The organism is Mesorhizobium sp. M0292 (assembly GCF_040321695.1).
Lineage (GTDB): Bacteria > Pseudomonadota > Alphaproteobacteria > Rhizobiales > Rhizobiaceae > Mesorhizobium.
Map to the genome: position 1 here is coordinate 40,437 of NZ_JAMYSB010000032.1, position 16,175 is coordinate 56,611.

General features: G+C 62.5%; 23 protein-coding genes and 3 pseudogenes. 14 read left to right on the top strand and 12 right to left on the bottom strand.

The window, feature by feature from the left end; translation table 11 throughout:
* Window positions 1-5 precede the first annotated feature (5 nt).
* Entirely contained in the window at window positions 6-506 is a 501-nt protein-coding gene (locus NKI96_RS29760) for a hypothetical protein (RefSeq protein WP_023689858.1), read from the bottom strand.
* Between the two features lie 106 nt (window positions 507-612).
* Window positions 613-843: a DUF6894 family protein gene (locus NKI96_RS29765; RefSeq protein WP_352807527.1), complete on the bottom strand. Its 231-nt coding sequence runs from the start codon at window positions 841-843 to the stop codon at window positions 613-615.
* 284 nt (window positions 844-1,127) lie between these two features.
* Here NKI96_RS29765 and NKI96_RS29770 point away from each other — a divergent pair, with 284 nt between their 5' ends.
* Window positions 1,128-1,847 (top strand): Crp/Fnr family transcriptional regulator, encoded by a 720-nt coding sequence (locus tag NKI96_RS29770; protein ID WP_023671436.1) that lies wholly within the window; start codon window positions 1,128-1,130, stop codon window positions 1,845-1,847.
* 49 nt (window positions 1,848-1,896) lie between these two features.
* Here NKI96_RS29770 and NKI96_RS29775 read toward each other — a convergent pair whose 3' ends face one another.
* Both NKI96_RS29775 and NKI96_RS29780 read right to left on the bottom strand, forming a co-directional pair.
* Window positions 1,897-2,190, bottom strand: coding sequence for a DUF982 domain-containing protein (locus NKI96_RS29775; protein WP_023685943.1), 294 nt, complete (start codon window positions 2,188-2,190; stop codon window positions 1,897-1,899).
* 113 nt (window positions 2,191-2,303) lie between these two features.
* The gene (locus NKI96_RS29780; RefSeq protein ID WP_023671438.1) at window positions 2,304-2,480 is read right to left on the bottom strand and encodes a hypothetical protein; all 177 of its coding nucleotides are present in this window, start codon (window positions 2,478-2,480) and stop codon (window positions 2,304-2,306) included.
* 241 nt (window positions 2,481-2,721) lie between these two features.
* On the opposite strand from NKI96_RS29780, the gene NKI96_RS29785 reads away from it, so the two are divergent.
* A complete protein-coding gene (locus NKI96_RS29785) occupies window positions 2,722-2,886 on the top strand; it encodes a hypothetical protein (protein WP_023671439.1) in 165 nt (54 codons plus the stop codon).
* Here NKI96_RS29785 and NKI96_RS29790 read toward each other — a convergent pair.
* Both NKI96_RS29790 and NKI96_RS29795 read right to left on the bottom strand, forming a co-directional pair.
* Window positions 2,883-3,248: a VOC family protein gene (locus NKI96_RS29790; protein WP_352807529.1), complete on the bottom strand. Its 366-nt coding sequence runs from the start codon at window positions 3,246-3,248 to the stop codon at window positions 2,883-2,885. The two genes, NKI96_RS29785 and NKI96_RS29790, sit on opposite strands and share 4 nt — an antisense overlap.
* 83 nt (window positions 3,249-3,331) lie before the next feature.
* Entirely contained in the window at window positions 3,332-3,889 is a 558-nt protein-coding gene (locus NKI96_RS29795) for an RBBP9/YdeN family alpha/beta hydrolase (protein ID WP_352807530.1), read from the bottom strand.
* 84 nt (window positions 3,890-3,973) lie between these two features.
* Between NKI96_RS29795 and NKI96_RS29800 the strand changes: the two genes are divergently transcribed.
* Both NKI96_RS29800 and NKI96_RS29805 read left to right on the top strand, forming a co-directional pair.
* Complete coding sequence (locus NKI96_RS29800; protein WP_023671442.1) at window positions 3,974-4,477, top strand: Lrp/AsnC family transcriptional regulator; 504 nt, start codon at window positions 3,974-3,976, stop codon at window positions 4,475-4,477.
* A gap of 144 nt (window positions 4,478-4,621) precedes the next feature.
* Window positions 4,622-5,035: a DoxX family protein gene (locus NKI96_RS29805; protein ID WP_031203112.1), complete on the top strand. Its 414-nt coding sequence runs from the start codon at window positions 4,622-4,624 to the stop codon at window positions 5,033-5,035.
* Window positions 5,036-5,057: 22 nt separating this feature from the next.
* On the opposite strand, the gene NKI96_RS29810 is transcribed toward NKI96_RS29805, so the two are convergent.
* The 5 genes from NKI96_RS29810 to NKI96_RS29830 all read right to left on the bottom strand — a co-directional run bounded on the left by NKI96_RS29810 (window position 5,058) and on the right by NKI96_RS29830 (window position 7,584).
* Window positions 5,058-5,363, bottom strand: coding sequence for a hypothetical protein (locus NKI96_RS29810; protein WP_023671444.1), 306 nt, complete (start codon window positions 5,361-5,363; stop codon window positions 5,058-5,060).
* Between the two features lie 94 nt (window positions 5,364-5,457).
* Window positions 5,458-5,727: a hypothetical protein gene (locus tag NKI96_RS29815; RefSeq protein ID WP_352807532.1), complete on the bottom strand. Its 270-nt coding sequence runs from the start codon at window positions 5,725-5,727 to the stop codon at window positions 5,458-5,460.
* Between the two features lie 114 nt (window positions 5,728-5,841).
* Window positions 5,842-6,036, bottom strand: coding sequence for a hypothetical protein (locus NKI96_RS29820; RefSeq protein ID WP_023689866.1), 195 nt, complete (start codon window positions 6,034-6,036; stop codon window positions 5,842-5,844).
* Between the two features lie 42 nt (window positions 6,037-6,078).
* Window positions 6,079-6,522, bottom strand: a complete 444-nt coding sequence (locus NKI96_RS29825; protein WP_023671447.1) for a Ros/MucR family transcriptional regulator — start codon at window positions 6,520-6,522, stop codon at window positions 6,079-6,081.
* A 246-nt stretch (window positions 6,523-6,768) separates the two neighbouring features.
* The gene (locus NKI96_RS29830) at window positions 6,769-7,584 is read right to left on the bottom strand and encodes a class I SAM-dependent methyltransferase (RefSeq protein WP_352807534.1); all 816 of its coding nucleotides are present in this window, start codon (window positions 7,582-7,584) and stop codon (window positions 6,769-6,771) included.
* 495 nt (window positions 7,585-8,079) lie between these two features.
* Here NKI96_RS29830 and NKI96_RS29835 point away from each other — a divergent pair, with 495 nt between their 5' ends.
* The 6 genes and pseudogenes from NKI96_RS29835 to NKI96_RS29860 all read left to right on the top strand — a co-directional run bounded on the left by NKI96_RS29835 (window position 8,080) and on the right by NKI96_RS29860 (window position 13,013).
* The gene (locus NKI96_RS29835) at window positions 8,080-8,505 is read left to right on the top strand and encodes a hypothetical protein (RefSeq protein ID WP_023821210.1); all 426 of its coding nucleotides are present in this window, start codon (window positions 8,080-8,082) and stop codon (window positions 8,503-8,505) included.
* Window positions 8,498-8,884: a hypothetical protein gene (locus NKI96_RS29840; RefSeq protein ID WP_023821209.1), complete on the top strand. Its 387-nt coding sequence runs from the start codon at window positions 8,498-8,500 to the stop codon at window positions 8,882-8,884. Before NKI96_RS29835 ends, NKI96_RS29840 begins: the two co-directional genes overlap by 8 nt.
* Window positions 8,823-9,482: pseudogene (locus NKI96_RS29845) on the top strand (terminase large subunit domain-containing protein); the annotation flags it as partial. The gene NKI96_RS29840 and the pseudogene NKI96_RS29845, both read left to right, overlap by 62 nt.
* A 255-nt stretch (window positions 9,483-9,737) precedes the next feature.
* A pseudogene (locus NKI96_RS29850) lies at window positions 9,738-10,487 on the top strand (phage terminase large subunit family protein); the annotation flags it as partial.
* 130 nt (window positions 10,488-10,617) lie between these two features.
* Window positions 10,618-11,388: a hypothetical protein gene (locus NKI96_RS29855; protein ID WP_023693739.1), complete on the top strand. Its 771-nt coding sequence runs from the start codon at window positions 10,618-10,620 to the stop codon at window positions 11,386-11,388.
* Window positions 11,388-13,013 (top strand): glucosaminidase domain-containing protein, encoded by a 1,626-nt coding sequence (locus NKI96_RS29860; protein ID WP_352807536.1) that lies wholly within the window; start codon window positions 11,388-11,390, stop codon window positions 13,011-13,013. Before NKI96_RS29855 ends, NKI96_RS29860 begins: the two co-directional genes overlap by 1 nt.
* A gap of 89 nt (window positions 13,014-13,102) precedes the next feature.
* Here the strand turns inward: NKI96_RS29860 and NKI96_RS29865 are convergent, their stop codons facing one another.
* Window positions 13,103-13,585: a hypothetical protein gene (locus NKI96_RS29865; protein ID WP_023693737.1), complete on the bottom strand. Its 483-nt coding sequence runs from the start codon at window positions 13,583-13,585 to the stop codon at window positions 13,103-13,105.
* Window positions 13,586-14,275: 690 nt separating this feature from the next.
* Between NKI96_RS29865 and NKI96_RS29870 the strand changes: the two genes are divergently transcribed.
* The 4 genes and pseudogenes from NKI96_RS29870 to NKI96_RS29885 form a co-directional block, all read left to right on the top strand.
* Entirely contained in the window at window positions 14,276-14,479 is a 204-nt protein-coding gene (locus tag NKI96_RS29870; protein WP_023693736.1) for a hypothetical protein, read from the top strand.
* Between the two features lie 391 nt (window positions 14,480-14,870).
* Window positions 14,871-15,398, top strand: a complete 528-nt coding sequence (locus NKI96_RS29875) for a hypothetical protein (RefSeq protein ID WP_352807539.1) — start codon at window positions 14,871-14,873, stop codon at window positions 15,396-15,398.
* Between the two features lie 10 nt (window positions 15,399-15,408).
* Window positions 15,409-15,534, top strand: coding sequence for a hypothetical protein (locus tag NKI96_RS29880; RefSeq protein ID WP_023740006.1), 126 nt, complete (start codon window positions 15,409-15,411; stop codon window positions 15,532-15,534).
* Window positions 15,535-15,845: 311 nt separating this feature from the next.
* Window positions 15,846-16,175 (top strand): annotated as a pseudogene (locus tag NKI96_RS29885) (acyltransferase family protein); the annotation flags it as partial.

A 16,175-nucleotide genomic window follows, 5' to 3' on the forward strand; every position in this document is an offset into this window, starting at 1 on the left:
TCCTTCTAACCGGCGTCGGCCTTTTCCTGCTTTCGCTGCGCCGCCTCCTTCTTGCGGCGCAACACCTCATCTGTACCGACAAGGTCCTTCGAGGCGCCGGAAATGGCGGTCGAGACGACGGCGGGCGGATCGCTGGCCGGAAAACTATCTTCGAGCCCTGATTGCAACTGCTCCTCGAGCGTCTGCGGGTTCTCGGAGCGGCCTTCGGCGCGGCGCTCGCCAACGGCTTCGACATCGCTCTTGGTGTCGGGGTGAGCGCGGGCTTCCGATATCGTCGACACCACCAGCTCGATGGCGAACTCTTTCATCGCCTCGGCTTGCGGCCCATCGACATCAGAGTCTTCGATCAGGCGGATGAGCGACTTTTCGAGGGCGCCCAGCTCCTTGACGCCCTGACACCGCGCCAGACGCTTGGTGAGCGAACCGAGCAGCGCCGGGGCAAAGGTCGAATAGGCAAGCCTGCGTGTGTCGTCGACCTGCTCGGGATGAAGCTTTTGCAAGGACATAGATGCCTCCAGTCAATCAGCCGTGCAGCTTCTGCCGCTGGCCCCTCCTTAGGAAACAGAGGGGAGGGCAAGAGGTTCCATACAGTCCTCGACAGGGTCGACGAGTTCAACTCCACAGCGACGCCATTGTCAGCGACGCTTCGAATATCTGCTCCCTGTTCTCGTTCAGCATCTTGACGGTGATCCGCCGGTGGTCGCCCTCCGGTATCTCGTCGCGCGCCACATCGTGCAATATGCGCAGCGCTTCGGCTCCCGCGCGCTCCCGGCTGGGAAAAAGCTGCCCCTCTTTGTCAATCTGGGTCTCGGCGTTGTACAAGTCGAAGTAGAACCGTTCCATGTGTGCAAGGATCCCTGCGTGAGAACGCTAAGGCGCATCGCGGTTGAAAGGACGCAGGCGACGCGCTTCAGGTCTGTGTTTTTATGCATGTCGTTGTCTCAAAATCGGGGCCATTTTTGAGCGACATGGATTAAATCCCAACCCGCACCCATGGTTCCATGCGACTGTGTCCTGAGCAGATTTCCTGCGAGGAGCCGTCGCCGTGCCGGCCGATTGCAACCGCACCCGATCTCCGGCGTTTGGCTAGGCCACGAATGTCCACGAAATCTCGAACTGGATCCTCGATGCTAGAACCGCTTTATCTCAACCTTGGCCAGCATGACGCTTTGTCCGAGCAGGAAAAGGGGCTGCTGGCCGCCGCCATGACCATCGAGATGGATTTTGCCACCGGTCAGGACATCGTTTCCGAGGGATCGAGGCCAGGCTACAGCACGCTCATCATCGAGGGTCTGGCGGCGCGCTACAAGGTGCTGGAGGATGGCGGCCGCCAGTTCACCTCGTTGCAGGTGCCCGGCGATTTTGTCGATCTGCACGCCTTTCTGCTCAAGACAATGGACCATGGCATCATCGCATTGTCGCCATGCCGGGTGATCGCCGCCGACCACAGTCGGCTAAGGACGATCACCGAACAGGCACCTCATCTCAGCCGCTTGCTTTGGCTGGACACGCTCGTCGATGGCGCCATCCATCGGGAATGGATCGTGGCCATGGGCCGGCGGTCCAAGACTTCGCATCTGGCGCATCTTGTGTGCGAGCTGTTCGTGCGGCTCCAGGTCGTCAAGCAGACCAACGGCATGAGTTTCCGGCTTCCCCTGTCGCAGGCGGAACTGGCCGATGTGCTTGGGCTTTCGGTCGTCCACATGAACCGGGTCATCGGCGCGCTGCGCAAGATCGGTGTGATCGGCTGGGCGAATTACATGGTGACCATTCTGGACTGGCAGCAACTGGTGGAAATCGCCGAGTTCGACCCGACTTATCTCAGCATGAACCGCGAGCCGAGATAGGCCATCCGCCGTTCGCCATGACCTCGCCGGCAATCCGTCAGCCGGTCTTTCAACGATGCCCATCCAGCGACGCCAATTCGTCGAGCATGGCAAGGGCGGCACTTGGCTTGGCCGGCTTCAGCAAGCCCTGTTGGGCGGCGGCATTCTGGAAAGCGGCAAAGGCGATGTCCGGGCGGCAAATGCCGTTCAACGCGTCGTCCACCAGCCTGTCGGCCGCCTTGTAGGCCGCCGTCTGCTTGTTCTTCCATGTTCCGCCTAGCGCCCTCCTGGCGTCGGCGATCGACGACACCGTCATCGCGCTGCCGTCCACGAATCTGATCGTCAGGGGCAGAAAACGGCTCATGCGCTCACCATCCAAACCATTCGCGCCTCGCCCGGATCGATCTCATCACTTGCCTCCTTGAAAACGGGATCGCCATAAACGAGGAAATCACAAACTGGTTGCAGCCCGGCGAGCTACATGTTGCTTGCCGGCCAGATCGGCCGATGCGGACGATAAGGCGGCCGCGGCGCCGGCTTCAACGGGATGTCGGCGAGCGAGTTGCGGATCGGCCTGAACAGTATCGGCGAAGACGCGGCGCGGCGGTGCAATACCGCGGCTGACAATTTGGCAATCAGATTTCGAACGTCCATGGGACACCTCGAGCGCGTTGAGAGTCCCCCCATCGCGATCACCTACCACCTCACGCCCAGCATCCGCATTTAACTTTGATATAGGCCGGACGAATACGCGCCGCGCGCAATGTCTGCCGCCGAGATTCTGCCGATCCTCGGCGGCGGCTATTGAGGGCGGCGTCAGGCTGGCGGTCACGCATCCCAGCAGCGACGTCGCAGACGCTGCTGCAACCGGATGAATTTTCGTGCATTCTTGTGCATGGCCACAATGCTTCGAACCGACACGCCGGCAAAATGCTGCTCCTATTGCGGTTCGCGAGAGCATGACTACGAGGATTGTCCGAAGCGCAAAGCAGAAGCGGAGCGGCAGTGGGAAGGCCAGGCAAAGCCCGGCGCCGAATCCGAGGCGACGGCCGAAGCCTAGCTTGGCTCGAACAGCTCGATCACGTTGCCGGACGGGTCTTCACAAAGAATCTGTCGCCCGCCCGGACCTTCGACGATCTGGTTGCGGAACCCCACGCCGGCCTCGCGCATCTTAGTCACGATTGACGGCAATTGCTCGACCTCGAGCACGAAGCGGTTCCATCCGCCCGGCTCGGGTGTCCGGCCGTCCGGCATCGGCCTGGCTGCCGACGCCAAGGGACCGGCGAGCCAGAGCGAGAGGTCGCCGCGCGTCAGGATGGCCATCGCCGGACCGAATTGCTGCTTCAGCGCGAAGCCCAGATGGCTCGTATAAAACGCGATGGACAGATCGACATCGCGGACCAGATATCGGACGGACACCATTCGCAGGCTCCCTCACAAACGCCCCTCCCGAGAGATAGCTGGCGGGACAAGTCGGGGCAAGCCCGCGCGCACGCTTCGGGCGCCTACGGTGCGATTGCGTGGTCGGCCTGTTTGTCTCTCACGAAGGCCGTCAGCAGCTCCATTCCCGCCGGCCAGTCGCCCAGCCCGCTATTGCTGTTGATGTGACCAAGCGGCCCGGCGATGTGCAGTTCGCTGCCCCATTGTGTGGCTTTCTCACCGGCATAGCCGTTCGGATCATAGGGATCGTCGGTGCTGGCCACGATCAGCGAGGGGAAGCGAAGCGGCCCGCGCGGCGTATCGGCGAAGGGAATTCCGTAAGCGGGATAGACCGGCGAGGCCGGGTCGGGAACCGCAACCAGAAACGCCCCGCCGATCCGACGGCTCGACACCGCCTGCCAATGCGCGACCAGCAGGCAGCTGAGACTGTGGGCGACGAGCACCGGCGGGGTCTGTGCCTGTGACACCGCGACGTCCAGCGCCGCCACCCAGTCGTCGAAATCCGGCAGCTCCCAGCTTGCCGGGCTGAAGCGGCGCATCGCCGGGTCGGCCTGTTGCCAGCGTGTCTGCCAGTGGGCCTCGCCCGATCCGCCGCTGCCCGGCAGAATGATGAAGTCGGTCATGGAAAATCCTGTTTCTTCGCCGCAGATGATGTCCCAATCCTAGGGCTTCTCCTTGTTCGCGGAATGAGAGATCATCGGAAAGCGATGAAGAATTCCGATGGATTGAAGGTGTTCATGGCAAACGGCGATTACCGGCCACGGCTCGACCCCACCGACATGGCAATCATCGAGATCATGCAGGAGGATGGCCGCATCGGCATTTCCGAACTCGGCCGCCGCGTCGGCCTGTCCCAGCCCGCGACGTCGGAGCGGGTGAAGCGGCTGGAGGAGCGCGGCATCATCGCCGGCTACCGGGCCGCGATCGATCCCACCGCCCTCGGTCTCGGCACCATGGCCATGATCCGCCTGCGCACCACGCATGAGCACATCCAGACCTGCCTGAAGAAATTCGCGGCCATGCCGGAAGTGGTTGAGGTGCTGCGGGTGACCGGCGAGGATTGTTTTCTGGTCAAGGTCGTCGTCCCGTCGCCGCCCGACCTCGAAAGCATCGTCGACGCCATCGGCCGCTACGGCGCGGTGACGACCAATGTGGTGCTGCGCGCCGAGCCGCCGAAGCGGTTGGGGCGGGAGCTGATGGCGAAGCTCTGAGCGGGCGGCAATCAGGCTTGCCCGCAAGCGGCGGCCTTTTCAGAAGTTCTGCTTCGCCGGGAAAGAATTTTGCGGGACGATGTCGGATCGGCGGCGTCGCGCCCGTCCTTGGGGCGAAACCCCTAGCAAATCTTGGAGGACATCATGGAAACCGTTCAATCGCCGTGGCAGACTGCGGCCCTTCTCATCGCCCGCCTGACCCTGGCCGCCATGTTCGCGATGGGGGCAGCCCTCAAGTTTACGGACATGGGCATGACTGCCGGCTACATCGCCGCCGCCGGCTTCCCGTTCCCGCTGTTTCTGGCCTGGTGCGCCGCGATCCTCGAAACGCTGCTGGTGATCGCCTTGCTGACCGGAGCATTCTTCACGCCGGCTGCCCTTGTCGCCGCCGTCTATGTGGTCTTCCTCGGCTTTGCCTTCCACGGTCCGTCGCACTGGACCGGCAACCAGGCCGAGGTCGGCGCCTTCATGTCCCATTTCCCGTTCGCCGCCGGCTTGTTGTTCGCCGCCGTGCATGGACCGGGCAGCGTGCTGGCCTCGAAACTCGGCCGAGGGTGAGGCCCCGCGTCGGCAGACCGCCTCACATCTGGTCGTTGTAGGGTTCCTTCATCTGGCCGACCATGCGGGCCAGTTTCGAGAAGGACGGCATGTCCGCCTCCGGCTGGCATTGATTGGCCAGTTCAAGCAGTCGGATTGGAAAGTTGACGGCGTCGCGGTTGGACTCCGACATGCCGTCGGACCGCTCCTCGCCGGTTTCGATGGCCTCGGCCTTGCGCAGCGCGATGTCGATATCCTCGACCGTGAGCAGGCCCTTGCGCACCAGCACCTGATTGATCGAAGCGACGGCCATCAGCAGGCCTTCGAGTTGCAGATTGGCGACGTTCATTGCTGTTGCTCCCATTTGGCTCACGCTCAACGCATGACCCGCTGTTACGATCCGGACGGGGATGCAAGCGATAGGCGTCGGCCGATGGCCTGCGCTACTCTTCCATCCAGCGGCGGCCATATTCGGGCCACAGCGCCTTGACCTCCCGGCTGCCGAGGCGCGGGGCGGCGCCGTCGCCATAGGCGATCGAAACACCGCTGATGTCGTAATGGGGATCGACGTCGATGACGAAGCGGATCGCGTCGCCGAGCGGCCTTCTGCCGATGACCGGATCGGCCTGGCCCTGGCCGACGCTGCGAACGCCCGAAATAGTGGCTGGCGCTTGCCGCATCCTGAACACGGATGCCATGGCTGGTTTGTCCATCCCGCTCTTCCCCGAGTTGGAGTGTAATGATTCCATAAGAGCCAGCTAATGACCAGTCGCTAGACGGCCTGTCGAAGGCTGCGTCTTGTATCCTGCAGCCGGTTGAAGAACTGTTCAGGCCAGCGGATCCGCCGCCGGCGGCCTGGCGGGAAGGCCGAGCCTTGTCCGCTCGCCGTCGGCAAACTCCTCGGCCGCTTCCTGGGCCATGAACAGATGCTGGGTCACCGTGCCATTCTCGGCAACCAGCACCGCCCATTGGCGGCGGTCGACACGTTCCACGCGAACGTCATTGGGCTCTCCGGCCACCACGATCGTCCTCCAGCAGGCGTACGGCACGGAGGGGGCGTGCCTTTACGCCTTGGTCTTGCTCTTGGCCGGCGCCTTGGCGGCCGGGGCCTCGGGTGTCCTGATGCCGAGCCCGAACTCCTTTGCCAGCTCCGAGCGCTTGGCGGCGTAGCTGGGCGCCGTCATCGGATAGTCGCCGGGCAGGTCCCATTTGGCGCGATAGGCTTCCGGCGTCATGCCATGGGCGGAGCCGAGATGACGCCGCAGCGACCTGAACTTCTTGCCATCCTCGAGGCAGTAAATGAAATTCGGCGTTACCGAGCGCTTGCGGTTGACCGCGGGCTCAGGCGCAGGTTGCGGCGGAGCAACGGGATTGTCCACGGCCGCGAGCGCTGCATTGACGCTCTCGATCAACGCCGGCAGGCTATCCGGAGGCACTGAATTGTTGCGCACGAATGCCGCGACGATGTCGGCGGTCAGATTTATATTTCGGATTTTGTCCTCAGACATGGCTTCTTTTGCCCCCTTGATGCCAAAGGGCAAATTATCAGACAACATCCGCCGACGGCATGGCACTTTAGAACATATGCATATGACTTGACGCCGGATGTGGTAGCGCTAGCATCGCCGAGTCTCCGATCGATGTCGATGTAGGAATTATTTCCTGACATATCTTGACCGGTGAGGGCAGCTATGCTAGATTTTTTCATGGTGCTGATTTGCGCCAGCAACCCGCCGCCGAGGCGGGTTTTTGTTTCATGCCGGCTTGGAAACAATAACGGCCAGTGAGGCGAGTTTTCCCTCGCTCAGGCTGCTTATGTAGTTTTTTCGCCGATGCACGAACTCGGCGCCGAGCACGATCTCATTGGCCTGCTGCTGGGCGGGCGACGGAACCATGCTGGAATTTGCCCGTTTCAACGCCAGCTCGACGTGATCGCCGGTTTCGTCGATGACGTCGTCGACCTGGAATCCGGCTGAAGCAAACAGAGCCTTCAGGGTTTCGCGGTCGACGAGATGGCTGGCCACAGCCGACACCGCCCAAGGCAAGGGATAGTGAGGCTCGCCGTCCGCCAGCACCGCCTCGGTCCAGACAAGCCTGGCCTTCGGCTTCAGTACGCGCCACGCTTGCCCGATGACCGCCGCCTTGTCGGCGATATTCATGCCGACATAGAAGCAGATCGCCGCGTCGAATGTGTCGTCCGCAAAAGGCAGCCTTGTCGCATCGGCCTCATGGAAACGCACTTTGTCGCCGAGGCCGCAGAGCTCGGTCAATCGGCGGGATGCCTCGACGAACGCCTGCGTCAGGTCGACGCCGTCGACGCTGCACCCATAGGTCGCGGCAAGGAACCGGGCCGGGCCGCCAATGCCGCTGCCGATGTCCAGAACCCGATCGCCGGCGGAGGGCGCAAGACGCGCAGCATGGTCCTGCGTGGCGATCAGCTCGCGGCCATGAAGCTGATCGAACGGATAGAGTTGTTTGGCTGCGAGGCTGCCGGCCTTTGCGTCCGGCACAGCCGACAGGATGCGCTCGACAATGCCGCCGCTGCCATAGTGACTGGTCACATCGCTCATTGCGCTCTCCGACGAGACCCAGCATCCCATCGATGCGGCCCTCGCGCAATGCGCGCCGCCGCCAAGGACGAGGCTTTGACCGGAGTAGGAATTATTTCTTATCTGCATTGACGGGTGAGGGCAGCTTTGCTATGATTTGTCCATGGTGCTGATTTGCGCCACCGACCCGCCCACGAGGCGGGTTTTGTTTTCCTGATGCCCACAATGTGCGGATATCGGATGTCGGCGGGACAGCACCCCCTCTGGCCTGCCGGCCGTTCGTCGTTCGGAAAGCCAAGCAATTGGCTTTCCGTCCGCTGCGCGGACCACTCCTCAACCCCCACACGGGGGGAGATCGGACTGCCGCCTTGCTTTCGCCAATCGTCAGCGCTGCAAATTGGTCGCGACCCTGGAGCTGCCAATCTCCCCCCTTGAGGGGGAGATGTCCGGCAGGACAGAGGGGGGCGTGAAGGAACGCTATCCTCGGTTCATTCTGCCTTATCCGCGAGGCCTCCCTTGTCCAACCGCTATGCCACCATCATCACCGACGATGACGGCCGCGAGGTCGTCAGCGCCATTGGCGTGTTCGAGGGCGCTGCCCCGCAGGCGCGCATCGGCCGTATCGAGCCGGTCGTGCCGGGCGTGCTGACCGGCATGGTTCGCGGTGGTCCTGTCGATGCCATCGGCGGCTTCGGCTTTCCGCGCGGCGCGCACGACGCAAGGGCGATCGCCAGGGCAAGCCTGAAAGCCGCGTCTGCCGGAAAGCGCCACGCGCCGGCCGCTGATGCAGCCCGCAAGGCCGCCCCAAAACGGTCAAGGCCAAAATCGGCACGGCGCAAGTCCGGCAAGATCAAGTCCGGCAAGATCAAGCGGGCAAGGCCGGCAAAGCAGGCGAAGCAGGCAGCGACCGCCGAGCCCGCCGGGATCTCGGATCATGGCTGACCGGACGGCGCCGCGTTCTCGTCCTGGCCGCAAGGCGACTGCCGCCGCTGCCAAGCCGAAGCGGACGAAGAAGACGCTTGGCGATGATTTCCTCGACGCGGTTCGCGCCGATTTCCGCGCCCATGGCGCCGGCGTGATTGCCGCGGTCCGGGCCGACAAGCCCGACCAGTATCTGAAGATCGTGCAATCGGTGCTGCCCAAGGATCTGGCCAAGGATTTGCATGTTTTATCTGACAATCTGGAAGCCCTGAGCGATGACGAGATCCGCCGCCGCATCCGTGGCCTCGAAGCCGTCCTCGGGCCGTTTGGCGACCAGCCTGAAGACGCGCCGCCACTATCTGGCGCTGCTGCAGGAGCTGGACCGCAGGCGCAGGACTAACCAGCTTGCCGCCTACCGGCCTTATCCCAGGCAGGCGCAGTTTCACGCCGCCGGCGCGCAGAACCGGGAACGTCTGTTCATGGCCGGCAACCAGCTGGGCAAGACCAGGGCCGGCGGCGCCGAATGGGCCATGCATCTCACCGGCCGCTATCCCGCGTGGTGGCAGGGCAAGACCTTCGACGCCGCCGTCAGGCTATGGGCTGCCGGCGTGACGGGCGAGGGCACGCGCGACAACCCGCAGCGCGTGCTGGTCGGCCCGCCGCAGCAGCAGGCGGCATGGGGCACCGGCATGATCCCCGCCGATGCCATCCGCCAGACCACGATGGGCCGCGGCGCGCCGGGCGCGCTCGACAGCATCGTGGTGCGCTGGGGCGGCGGCGGCGACGTGCAGGCCGATGAATCGGTGCTGTCGTTCAAGAGCTATGAGAAGGGCCGCGAAAAGTGGCAGGGCGAAACCCTGCACGGCGTCTGGTTCGACGAGGAGCCGCCGCTCGATATCTATTCCGAAGGCCTGACCCGCACCAACGCGACGGGCGGCATCACCATCGTGACGTTCACGCCGCTGCTGGGCATGAGCGACGTGGTGTTGCGGTTCTTGACGGGTGAGGTGCGCGCTCTTCCTTCCCCCCTTGTGGGAGAAGGTGGATCGGCGCGATAGCGCCGAGACGGATGAGGGGTGTTCCAGCGGAGTGACGCGTCGGCGTTCCCTGGAACACCCCTCATCCGTCGCCTTCGGCGACACCTTCTCCCACAAGGGGAGAAGGGAAGACCCGCCGCGCACCGGCCCAAAAATATCGTGTGCGAACAAAGCCATATCACGGCATCCCGAATCAATCCGGCAGGCCCCATGACCCGTCACGTCACCTTCATGACCATCGATGACGCCGAACATTATTCGCCGGACGAGCGCGCCGCGATCGTCGCCGCCTATCCCGAGCATGAGCGCGAGGCGCGGGCGCGCGGCGTTCCGGTGCTGGGCTCCGGCCGCATCTTTCCCATTGCCGAGGAGCTGATCGCCTGCGAGCCGTTCCGGCTGCCGCGCTACTGGCCGCGGATCGGCGCGCTCGATTTCGGATGGGACCATCCCTCGGCCGCCGTCGAACTCGCCTGGGATACGGAGGCTGATATCGTTTACGTCACCAAAGCAGCCAGGGCCTCGCAGCAGACGCCGGCGATGCAGGTGCTGGCGCTGAAGCCATGGGGCGAATGGCTGCCCTGGGCCTGGCCGCGCGACGGCCGCCGCGAGACGCTGGAAGGGGCGGGCACGGCGCTCGCCAGGCAATATGCCGCCCACGGCTTGAACATGCTCACCGGCCACGCCCGCTTTGCCGACGGCTCGGTCTCGGTCGAGGCCGGGCTGATGGAAATGCTCGACCGCATGCAGTCCGGCCGCTTCAAGGTGTTTTCGACCTTGCTGCCCTGGTTCGAGGAGTTTCGCCTCTACCACCGCAAGGACGGCCATGTGGTCAAGCTGCGCGACGATTTGATGGCGGCGACGCGCTACGGCTTGATGATGCTGCGGGAAGCGGTCGTCGATCCGGCGGAGTTCAAGAGTGCCCGCAAGCCGGTAGGGCAGAGCGATCCGCTGCAGGCGTTTCGGTAGCGGCATTTCGGCAATTCTCCGCCCTTGAGGCGGCATACCGGCCGGTTTCTCCAGGCATCTGGAAGCCGCTGCCCCAGATCGTGCGTGCGATCTCCTCCTTTTTTCAAATCCAGCCAGGCAGGAAAAACAAATGGTTCACATCATTCCTTTGTCCGTCGGTCGGCGCAGGAAAGCCTCCGGCAACGAGCAGCAGTACCCGGCCGGCCCGCAGGCGGGTGCTGTCCAGCCGCTCGACGAATACTGGCAGGCTGTCGCGGACCGTTACGAGCAGCGCCTGGCGCAGCAGAATGCTTTCGACACGGAAATCGCGACGCGCGCGCTGGACGGCGAGCTTGCCAAAGCGGAAGCCGACGCTGTTGCCAATGCGTCCGCGGACGGGGCGGGCCTGCATGATGGAATGTACGGCCAGGTCGATCCGCATACCGGGCGGGTTTTGCAGACGGGCCGCTTCGATACGCTGTTCGACAATTTTGTGAAGCAGGCGCCGGCGGAGATTCGTCCCGATCTTGCAAGCCGTAAGACAACGCTGCGCGAGGCCGGCGCCCTACGGATGGCACAGCAGCAACTTGATCGCCGCAGGCAGTACGAGCAAGACCAACTGGCCGGCGTCCAGGCTGCCGGGCTCAACACGATCAAGCTAAGCGATCCGAACGACCAGCCCACTTTCGACGCAGCCCGCCGGACCGGCCTCGATCTTATCTCCAAGATGTATCTCGATCCGCAGGCCAGGCTGCGGGCCGAAGCCTCATGGCGAGAGAGCACGGCAAAGGCGCGGATGGAAACGCTGATCGTGCAGGACCCCAGGCGCGCGCTGGATATGTTGAGTGCCGCGCTCGGCCAACGGGGCAAAGCGCCGCCGGCTGCTCAGCAGACATCAGGGGAAAATGGAGGGCAGGAATAATGGAGACCGGCAAAGGCATGATTCTTGACGGCGCCGATGAGCAAACCGACGACACCGGCGAACTGCCCGGCGCTCAGGACCAGTCCGCCGCGCTTGCGCCGCTCTATGAAAAGATAGAGCGGGCGCTGGATGGGGATCGGCCCGTCGCTGCCCTGCTTGCCGACCTTTCACCCGAGACCACCGACGGTCTTCTGCGGCAGGCGCATGCGGCCGACGCATCCCAACTGATCGGGGCCGGCGCCGACATTTCTCTTGCTTCTCAACACGGGCCGAAGGCCTTTGCCAGCGACGGCAACTATGCCGGCGTCTTGCCGGGGCCGGAAGCGTTCGTGTCGGTCTATGGAGCGAAGGAGGGCGGCCGGCAATTCGCGAAATTCGACCAGGAGGTAAAAGCAGGCAAGCAAGCCTTTGAAATGCGCGCCATGCCGGACCGGGACATAAAGGCTCAGCTTCTCGAAGCGGCGGCTAACATAGGACATTCCCCTGATGGCCAGTCGCGATATCAGGTGACCGCTGCCGCGGCTCAGCAAGCGTTGGAGGCCAGAAGGAACGATCCGGCCGGCCAGGCCAGCAAAGCCTTTCCGCAAGTGAATGCGGCCTGGCGCGCGCTGCTTGGTCAAGGCGAATACAGCCCCGCGGCCGCCCAAGAGGCGATTGCACTCAGTCTCGCGGCCCAGCAGTATCTCGGCATCGAGAAAGTCCAGCCCGTGCCAAGGTCCGTGCTGAAAGGTCTTGGAGGCCTGGCCCCGCAAGACATGAAGACAAAAGTGGGTGATCTGCTTGCGGGAACCGCCGATCCGTACGTCAGGCTGGCGATGTCGCGGCAATTCGTCGAAGCCGGCTTGCTCGAAAGACCGATGTACTTTGGGCAGCCGTTTAGTTCCGATGGGTTGACCGAGAAAAGCAGTGGCGCCCCCCAACTCACGCCAGATGAACGAATAAAGCAGCCGTTTCAGGATGATCTGCCAATAGATGTTCAGCTTGCCAATCGCGCGCCCGATGTTTTTGGCAACCGTAACCAAGCGGCGAGCGAGCCCGACGCGGAAAGTCCAATCAGCGCGGGCGCCGACCCGGGGACGGCATTCAACTCGAAGACCGGCGCCGAGCCGTTCATCGCTGCTTTTGGTGTTGACGAGGGTATCAAGCAGTTCGAGAAAGGGAATGGCAACTTTAGCGCGGAAATTCTCGCCGCCAAAGGCAGCCGCAAGAAATTCGTCAACGTTTTCTGTCAGGCTGGCAAGAGCCTTGGCCTAACCGATACGCAAGCCCGCCTGATGGCCGCTCAAGCCGCGCACGAAACTGGCAACGGCAGGAGTGTCCCCGGTTTCAACTATTTTGGCATCAAGGCCAACAGTTCATGGAAGGGTGCTACGCAACTTCTTTGGACCCACGAGGAAAGAAATGGCCAACGTGTGAAAGTTAAACTACCTTTTCGCAAATACGCCACCCTTGAAGACGCCATTCGCGACCGCATTGCAGTCATGAAACAATCTTGGCCCAAAGCTAACGATGCCACGGATATAGATAGCGCGATTGCCGAACTTCGGCACGGTACTTATGGGGTATATGCGACAGCTTCGGACTACGCCGATCTGTTAAAGCCTTATCTGAAGGAACTACCCTAGTGGCCTTACCCGCCAACGCAGCAAAGCGGCCATCCGAGCCCGACAAGTGATTGGTTCTGAGATTTGCATCCGAACTGTATGTGCGCCGATTACCCATTTTTGCGAAATGACCTGGCAATGCGCTCAACAATTGGATCAAGCACCGCCTGTTTCTTCTTGTCATATGCAATGTCAAAGCAAGTGACGATAATCCGCTTTTGGCACATACCGTAGAAGACCCTTGTACCATCCGGCGTGGTGCCGGAAATTACACCAAGCGATGGCTTGTCAATTGTATACGTTGCCTTGCCCTCGCTTGAGGTCTTTTCCTTGATGTATTCGAACGGACGCTTGTCCGGCTCGTCGAATATTCCGTATTGACGAAGATAGACTCCATACTCTTTCGAGGAAAACGTTGTGCCGTGGCTTACGCCGTCCGTCAAAAGCTCTCGACCATCGTCGTCCTTGAAGAAGACGGGGATCTCGATTTCGCTCCCGCCGCTTACTGAAACGGTCCATTTGATTGGCTCTTTGGCCACCGCAGGCAGCGCCGACAGCGCCAGGAGGCCGAAGGCGAAGCCAAATGCTCTCATGACGTTGGCTCTTGGAGCGACAACTGGGGCGAGAATGAGTGATCGCAAGGGTGCTCTCTTAAATTGTATGTTGCAAGCTATAGCGCCATTTTGGTTGTAGCAAGTGCTGACATCGCTGGGAAGGATATGGGATAGGATTGAAAAAAGCGCGCACTATGGGTAATCCAGAGGTGCAGCAAACTTTGTCATAGATGAGTGCCCGACGCCGGACCTGGTTATTGGCCGCTTGATGAGGGAGAGCGGTTTGAAATGCATCGGAACCGGCTGCGGGGACGGCGAGTGAGGGAGCAATCTGGGAGTTTGTGGAAGGCACGTTCAGTCCTGCTCGCGAGCCTTTCCCTTGGCCTTGTCTACGCCGTGCCCGCGTCGGCAATCACCCTTCAAAGAAAGAATGGAGGGCATTCTCCTGCGTTCTAAGCAAGGCACGCGATCAGGGTAACCCGGACGTCGCTGCCGGCTACGCTATCGAAGAGTGTCCCACGGAGGGCTGAGTGACGCGCAGAAGGAGCGGATCAGGGATTTGGTCACCCGCCGGCTGATGAAAGAATACGGCTTGACGTGCATCGGAACCGGCTGCGGGGGAGGCGAGTGAGGCGAGAGCCTCTGTACTGTTCACCGTGGCTCGCCAATCATCGGTTTTTGCGGAATGACCTTACGATGCGTTCGGCATCAGCAACCTGAGGCATCATCATGGAAGCGGAAACCAGCATTCTCGCATACATTATTTCCTACCTGCCATTGCTGGTTTATCTGGTGGCGCAGCTGTGGGTGAGCATCTGGCTCGCATTCAAACTCATCCGCGTTCAGCAGCAGATGGTGCGCGCGCAGGAAGGCATCCTGGCCAAGTTGAGCGAGATCGACAGCCGGATGGCGGCGAAACCGAACAAGGACTGAGCATTCACAAGGGCGATGCCTCCTGTCGACGGGCAGTAGGATTTTATTCTTAAATCCGTTGACGGGTGAGGGCAGCAATGGTATACTTCTATCCATGGTGCTGATTTGCGCCAGTGACCCGCCACCAGGCGGGTTTTGTTTGCGCGATAGCCGGTGCGGATGCCGCGACGATTGCGAGAGAATGCAGCGCCTCAGAATTCTGCACCGCTGCACCGCCCACCGCTGCACCGCTCGCAGGTCACGGCATGGATCCCTTGGGCTGCGGAGCAGCTCCAGGGGTCTGCGCCGCGTCGCTTCGCTCCTTGCTTCGCCATAGGATGACGAAGGATGGGGGACGTCTCGCTTCCTTCACTGACGATGGCTTCGCTTCTCGACTGACGAAGGTCCACGCATGACCGTCCGCATCATCCCCGCCACGCTGCGCGATCTCTCCTACATCGCCGCCAATCTGCGTCCCGAGGACCGGGCCGAGATCGACTGCCAGCTTGACCATTGGTCGCCGGCCCTGCTGGCGGTCACCGCGCTGCAGGGCTTTGCCTATGTTGCCGAGCTAGACGGCAATCCGGAGGCCGGCTTCGGCGCTGCCGAACAGCGCGGCGGGCTGTGGATCGCCTGGAGCTGGGGCACGCGCCGCATGAAGCGCTGCGTGCCTGGCATCACCGGCCACTTCCATGCGGTGCTTGGGCCGAAGGTTGCGGCGCGGGGCGCCTGGCGGGTCGAGGCGCGGGCGCTCGCCGCCAACGAACTGGCTCTGCGCTGGCTCGGCCGGCTCGGCGCCACCCAACGCTGCCGGTTGCCTGGATATGGCCGCAACGGCGAAGACTTTTTCCTCTACGACTGGACAAGAGAAGGCTGGAACCATGTGTCTCTTTCAAAAGCCGCCGGCGCTGAAGCCGCTGCCACCGACCCCGACCATTGAAGACAAGGACGTGCAGGCGCGCGAGGCCGCCCTGCGGACTGAACTCGAACAGCGCCAGGGCACGGCGGCGACGGTGAAAACCGACCTCGCGCCCGGCGACCTCACCGGCCAGCGCCGCGTTTTGCTGGGGGTATGACCATGACCGCGATGAAACGCAGTTTCAGCAAGCGCGTGCTGGCGTGGTGGTACTGGCGACGGCATGCCAGGCTGGTGAAGCGGAGGTGACGCATCTTACCCTCCCCGATGTGGGGAGGGTCGTAGGCTGAGCCGCACGGTACGTGCGGTTCAGCCTGCGGGGTGGGGTCTGCGCTGCACCCCCACCCCGTCTCCCCCGCTTTGCTTTGCAAAGCGAACTCGCCGACCCTCCCCACAAGGGGGAGGGTGTAGCAATTCGTCATCTCTCAGCGGCTTGACAATCGCTCCTCAGGCGCCATGCTGCAGTGCAACATGGCTAGCTACGAAACCAGCATCATCAAGTCTTCGCGCATCGAATGCCTGGACGGGCTTCGCGCGCTTGCGGCGATCTGGGTGCTGGTCGGGCACTGCATGCTTTTGGCCGGCTGGCAAATTCCGATCGTCGGCGAGCCGGATCTCGGCGTCGACCTGTTCATCATGCTGTCCGGCTTCCTGATGGTGTTCCACTACAGCTGCGCCAGGAAAAGGAGCCTTGGCAAAGACCGGAAACCTGGCTGAAATTCTGGACGCGCCGCTATTTCAGGATCGCGCCGCTGTTCTATGTCATGCTTTTCCTGGCGCTGGCGCTTGGCCCCTATCTCT

Coding starts and splice junctions, on each gene's coding strand:
- NKI96_RS29765 (WP_352807527.1), bottom strand. CDS start 843: ATGGAACGGTTCTACTTCGACTTGTACAACGCCGAGACCCAGATTGAC.
- NKI96_RS29860 (WP_352807536.1), top strand. CDS start 11,388: ATGGAGACCGGCAAAGGCATGATTCTTGACGGCGCCGATGAGCAAACC.
- NKI96_RS29865 (WP_023693737.1), bottom strand. CDS start 13,585: ATGAGAGCATTTGGCTTCGCCTTCGGCCTCCTGGCGCTGTCGGCGCTG.
- NKI96_RS29875 (WP_352807539.1), top strand. CDS start 14,871: ATGACCGTCCGCATCATCCCCGCCACGCTGCGCGATCTCTCCTACATC.
- NKI96_RS29855 (WP_023693739.1), top strand. CDS start 10,618: ATGGTTCACATCATTCCTTTGTCCGTCGGTCGGCGCAGGAAAGCCTCC.
- NKI96_RS29830 (WP_352807534.1), bottom strand. CDS start 7,584: ATGAGCGATGTGACCAGTCACTATGGCAGCGGCGGCATTGTCGAGCGC.
- NKI96_RS29775 (WP_023685943.1), bottom strand. CDS start 2,190: ATGAGCCGTTTTCTGCCCCTGACGATCAGATTCGTGGACGGCAGCGCG.
- NKI96_RS29840 (WP_023821209.1), top strand. CDS start 8,498: ATGGCTGACCGGACGGCGCCGCGTTCTCGTCCTGGCCGCAAGGCGACT.
- NKI96_RS29780 (WP_023671438.1), bottom strand. CDS start 2,480: ATGGACGTTCGAAATCTGATTGCCAAATTGTCAGCCGCGGTATTGCAC.
- NKI96_RS29800 (WP_023671442.1), top strand. CDS start 3,974: ATGAAGAATTCCGATGGATTGAAGGTGTTCATGGCAAACGGCGATTAC.
- NKI96_RS29770 (WP_023671436.1), top strand. CDS start 1,128: ATGCTAGAACCGCTTTATCTCAACCTTGGCCAGCATGACGCTTTGTCC.
- NKI96_RS29795 (WP_352807530.1), bottom strand. CDS start 3,889: ATGACCGACTTCATCATTCTGCCGGGCAGCGGCGGATCGGGCGAGGCC.
- NKI96_RS29815 (WP_352807532.1), bottom strand. CDS start 5,727: ATGGACAAACCAGCCATGGCATCCGTGTTCAGGATGCGGCAAGCGCCA.
- NKI96_RS29790 (WP_352807529.1), bottom strand. CDS start 3,248: ATGGTGTCCGTCCGATATCTGGTCCGCGATGTCGATCTGTCCATCGCG.
- NKI96_RS29805 (WP_031203112.1), top strand. CDS start 4,622: ATGGAAACCGTTCAATCGCCGTGGCAGACTGCGGCCCTTCTCATCGCC.
- NKI96_RS29870 (WP_023693736.1), top strand. CDS start 14,276: ATGGAAGCGGAAACCAGCATTCTCGCATACATTATTTCCTACCTGCCA.
- NKI96_RS29760 (WP_023689858.1), bottom strand. CDS start 506: ATGTCCTTGCAAAAGCTTCATCCCGAGCAGGTCGACGACACACGCAGG.
- NKI96_RS29810 (WP_023671444.1), bottom strand. CDS start 5,363: ATGAACGTCGCCAATCTGCAACTCGAAGGCCTGCTGATGGCCGTCGCT.
- NKI96_RS29785 (WP_023671439.1), top strand. CDS start 2,722: ATGGCCACAATGCTTCGAACCGACACGCCGGCAAAATGCTGCTCCTAT.
- NKI96_RS29825 (WP_023671447.1), bottom strand. CDS start 6,522: ATGTCTGAGGACAAAATCCGAAATATAAATCTGACCGCCGACATCGTC.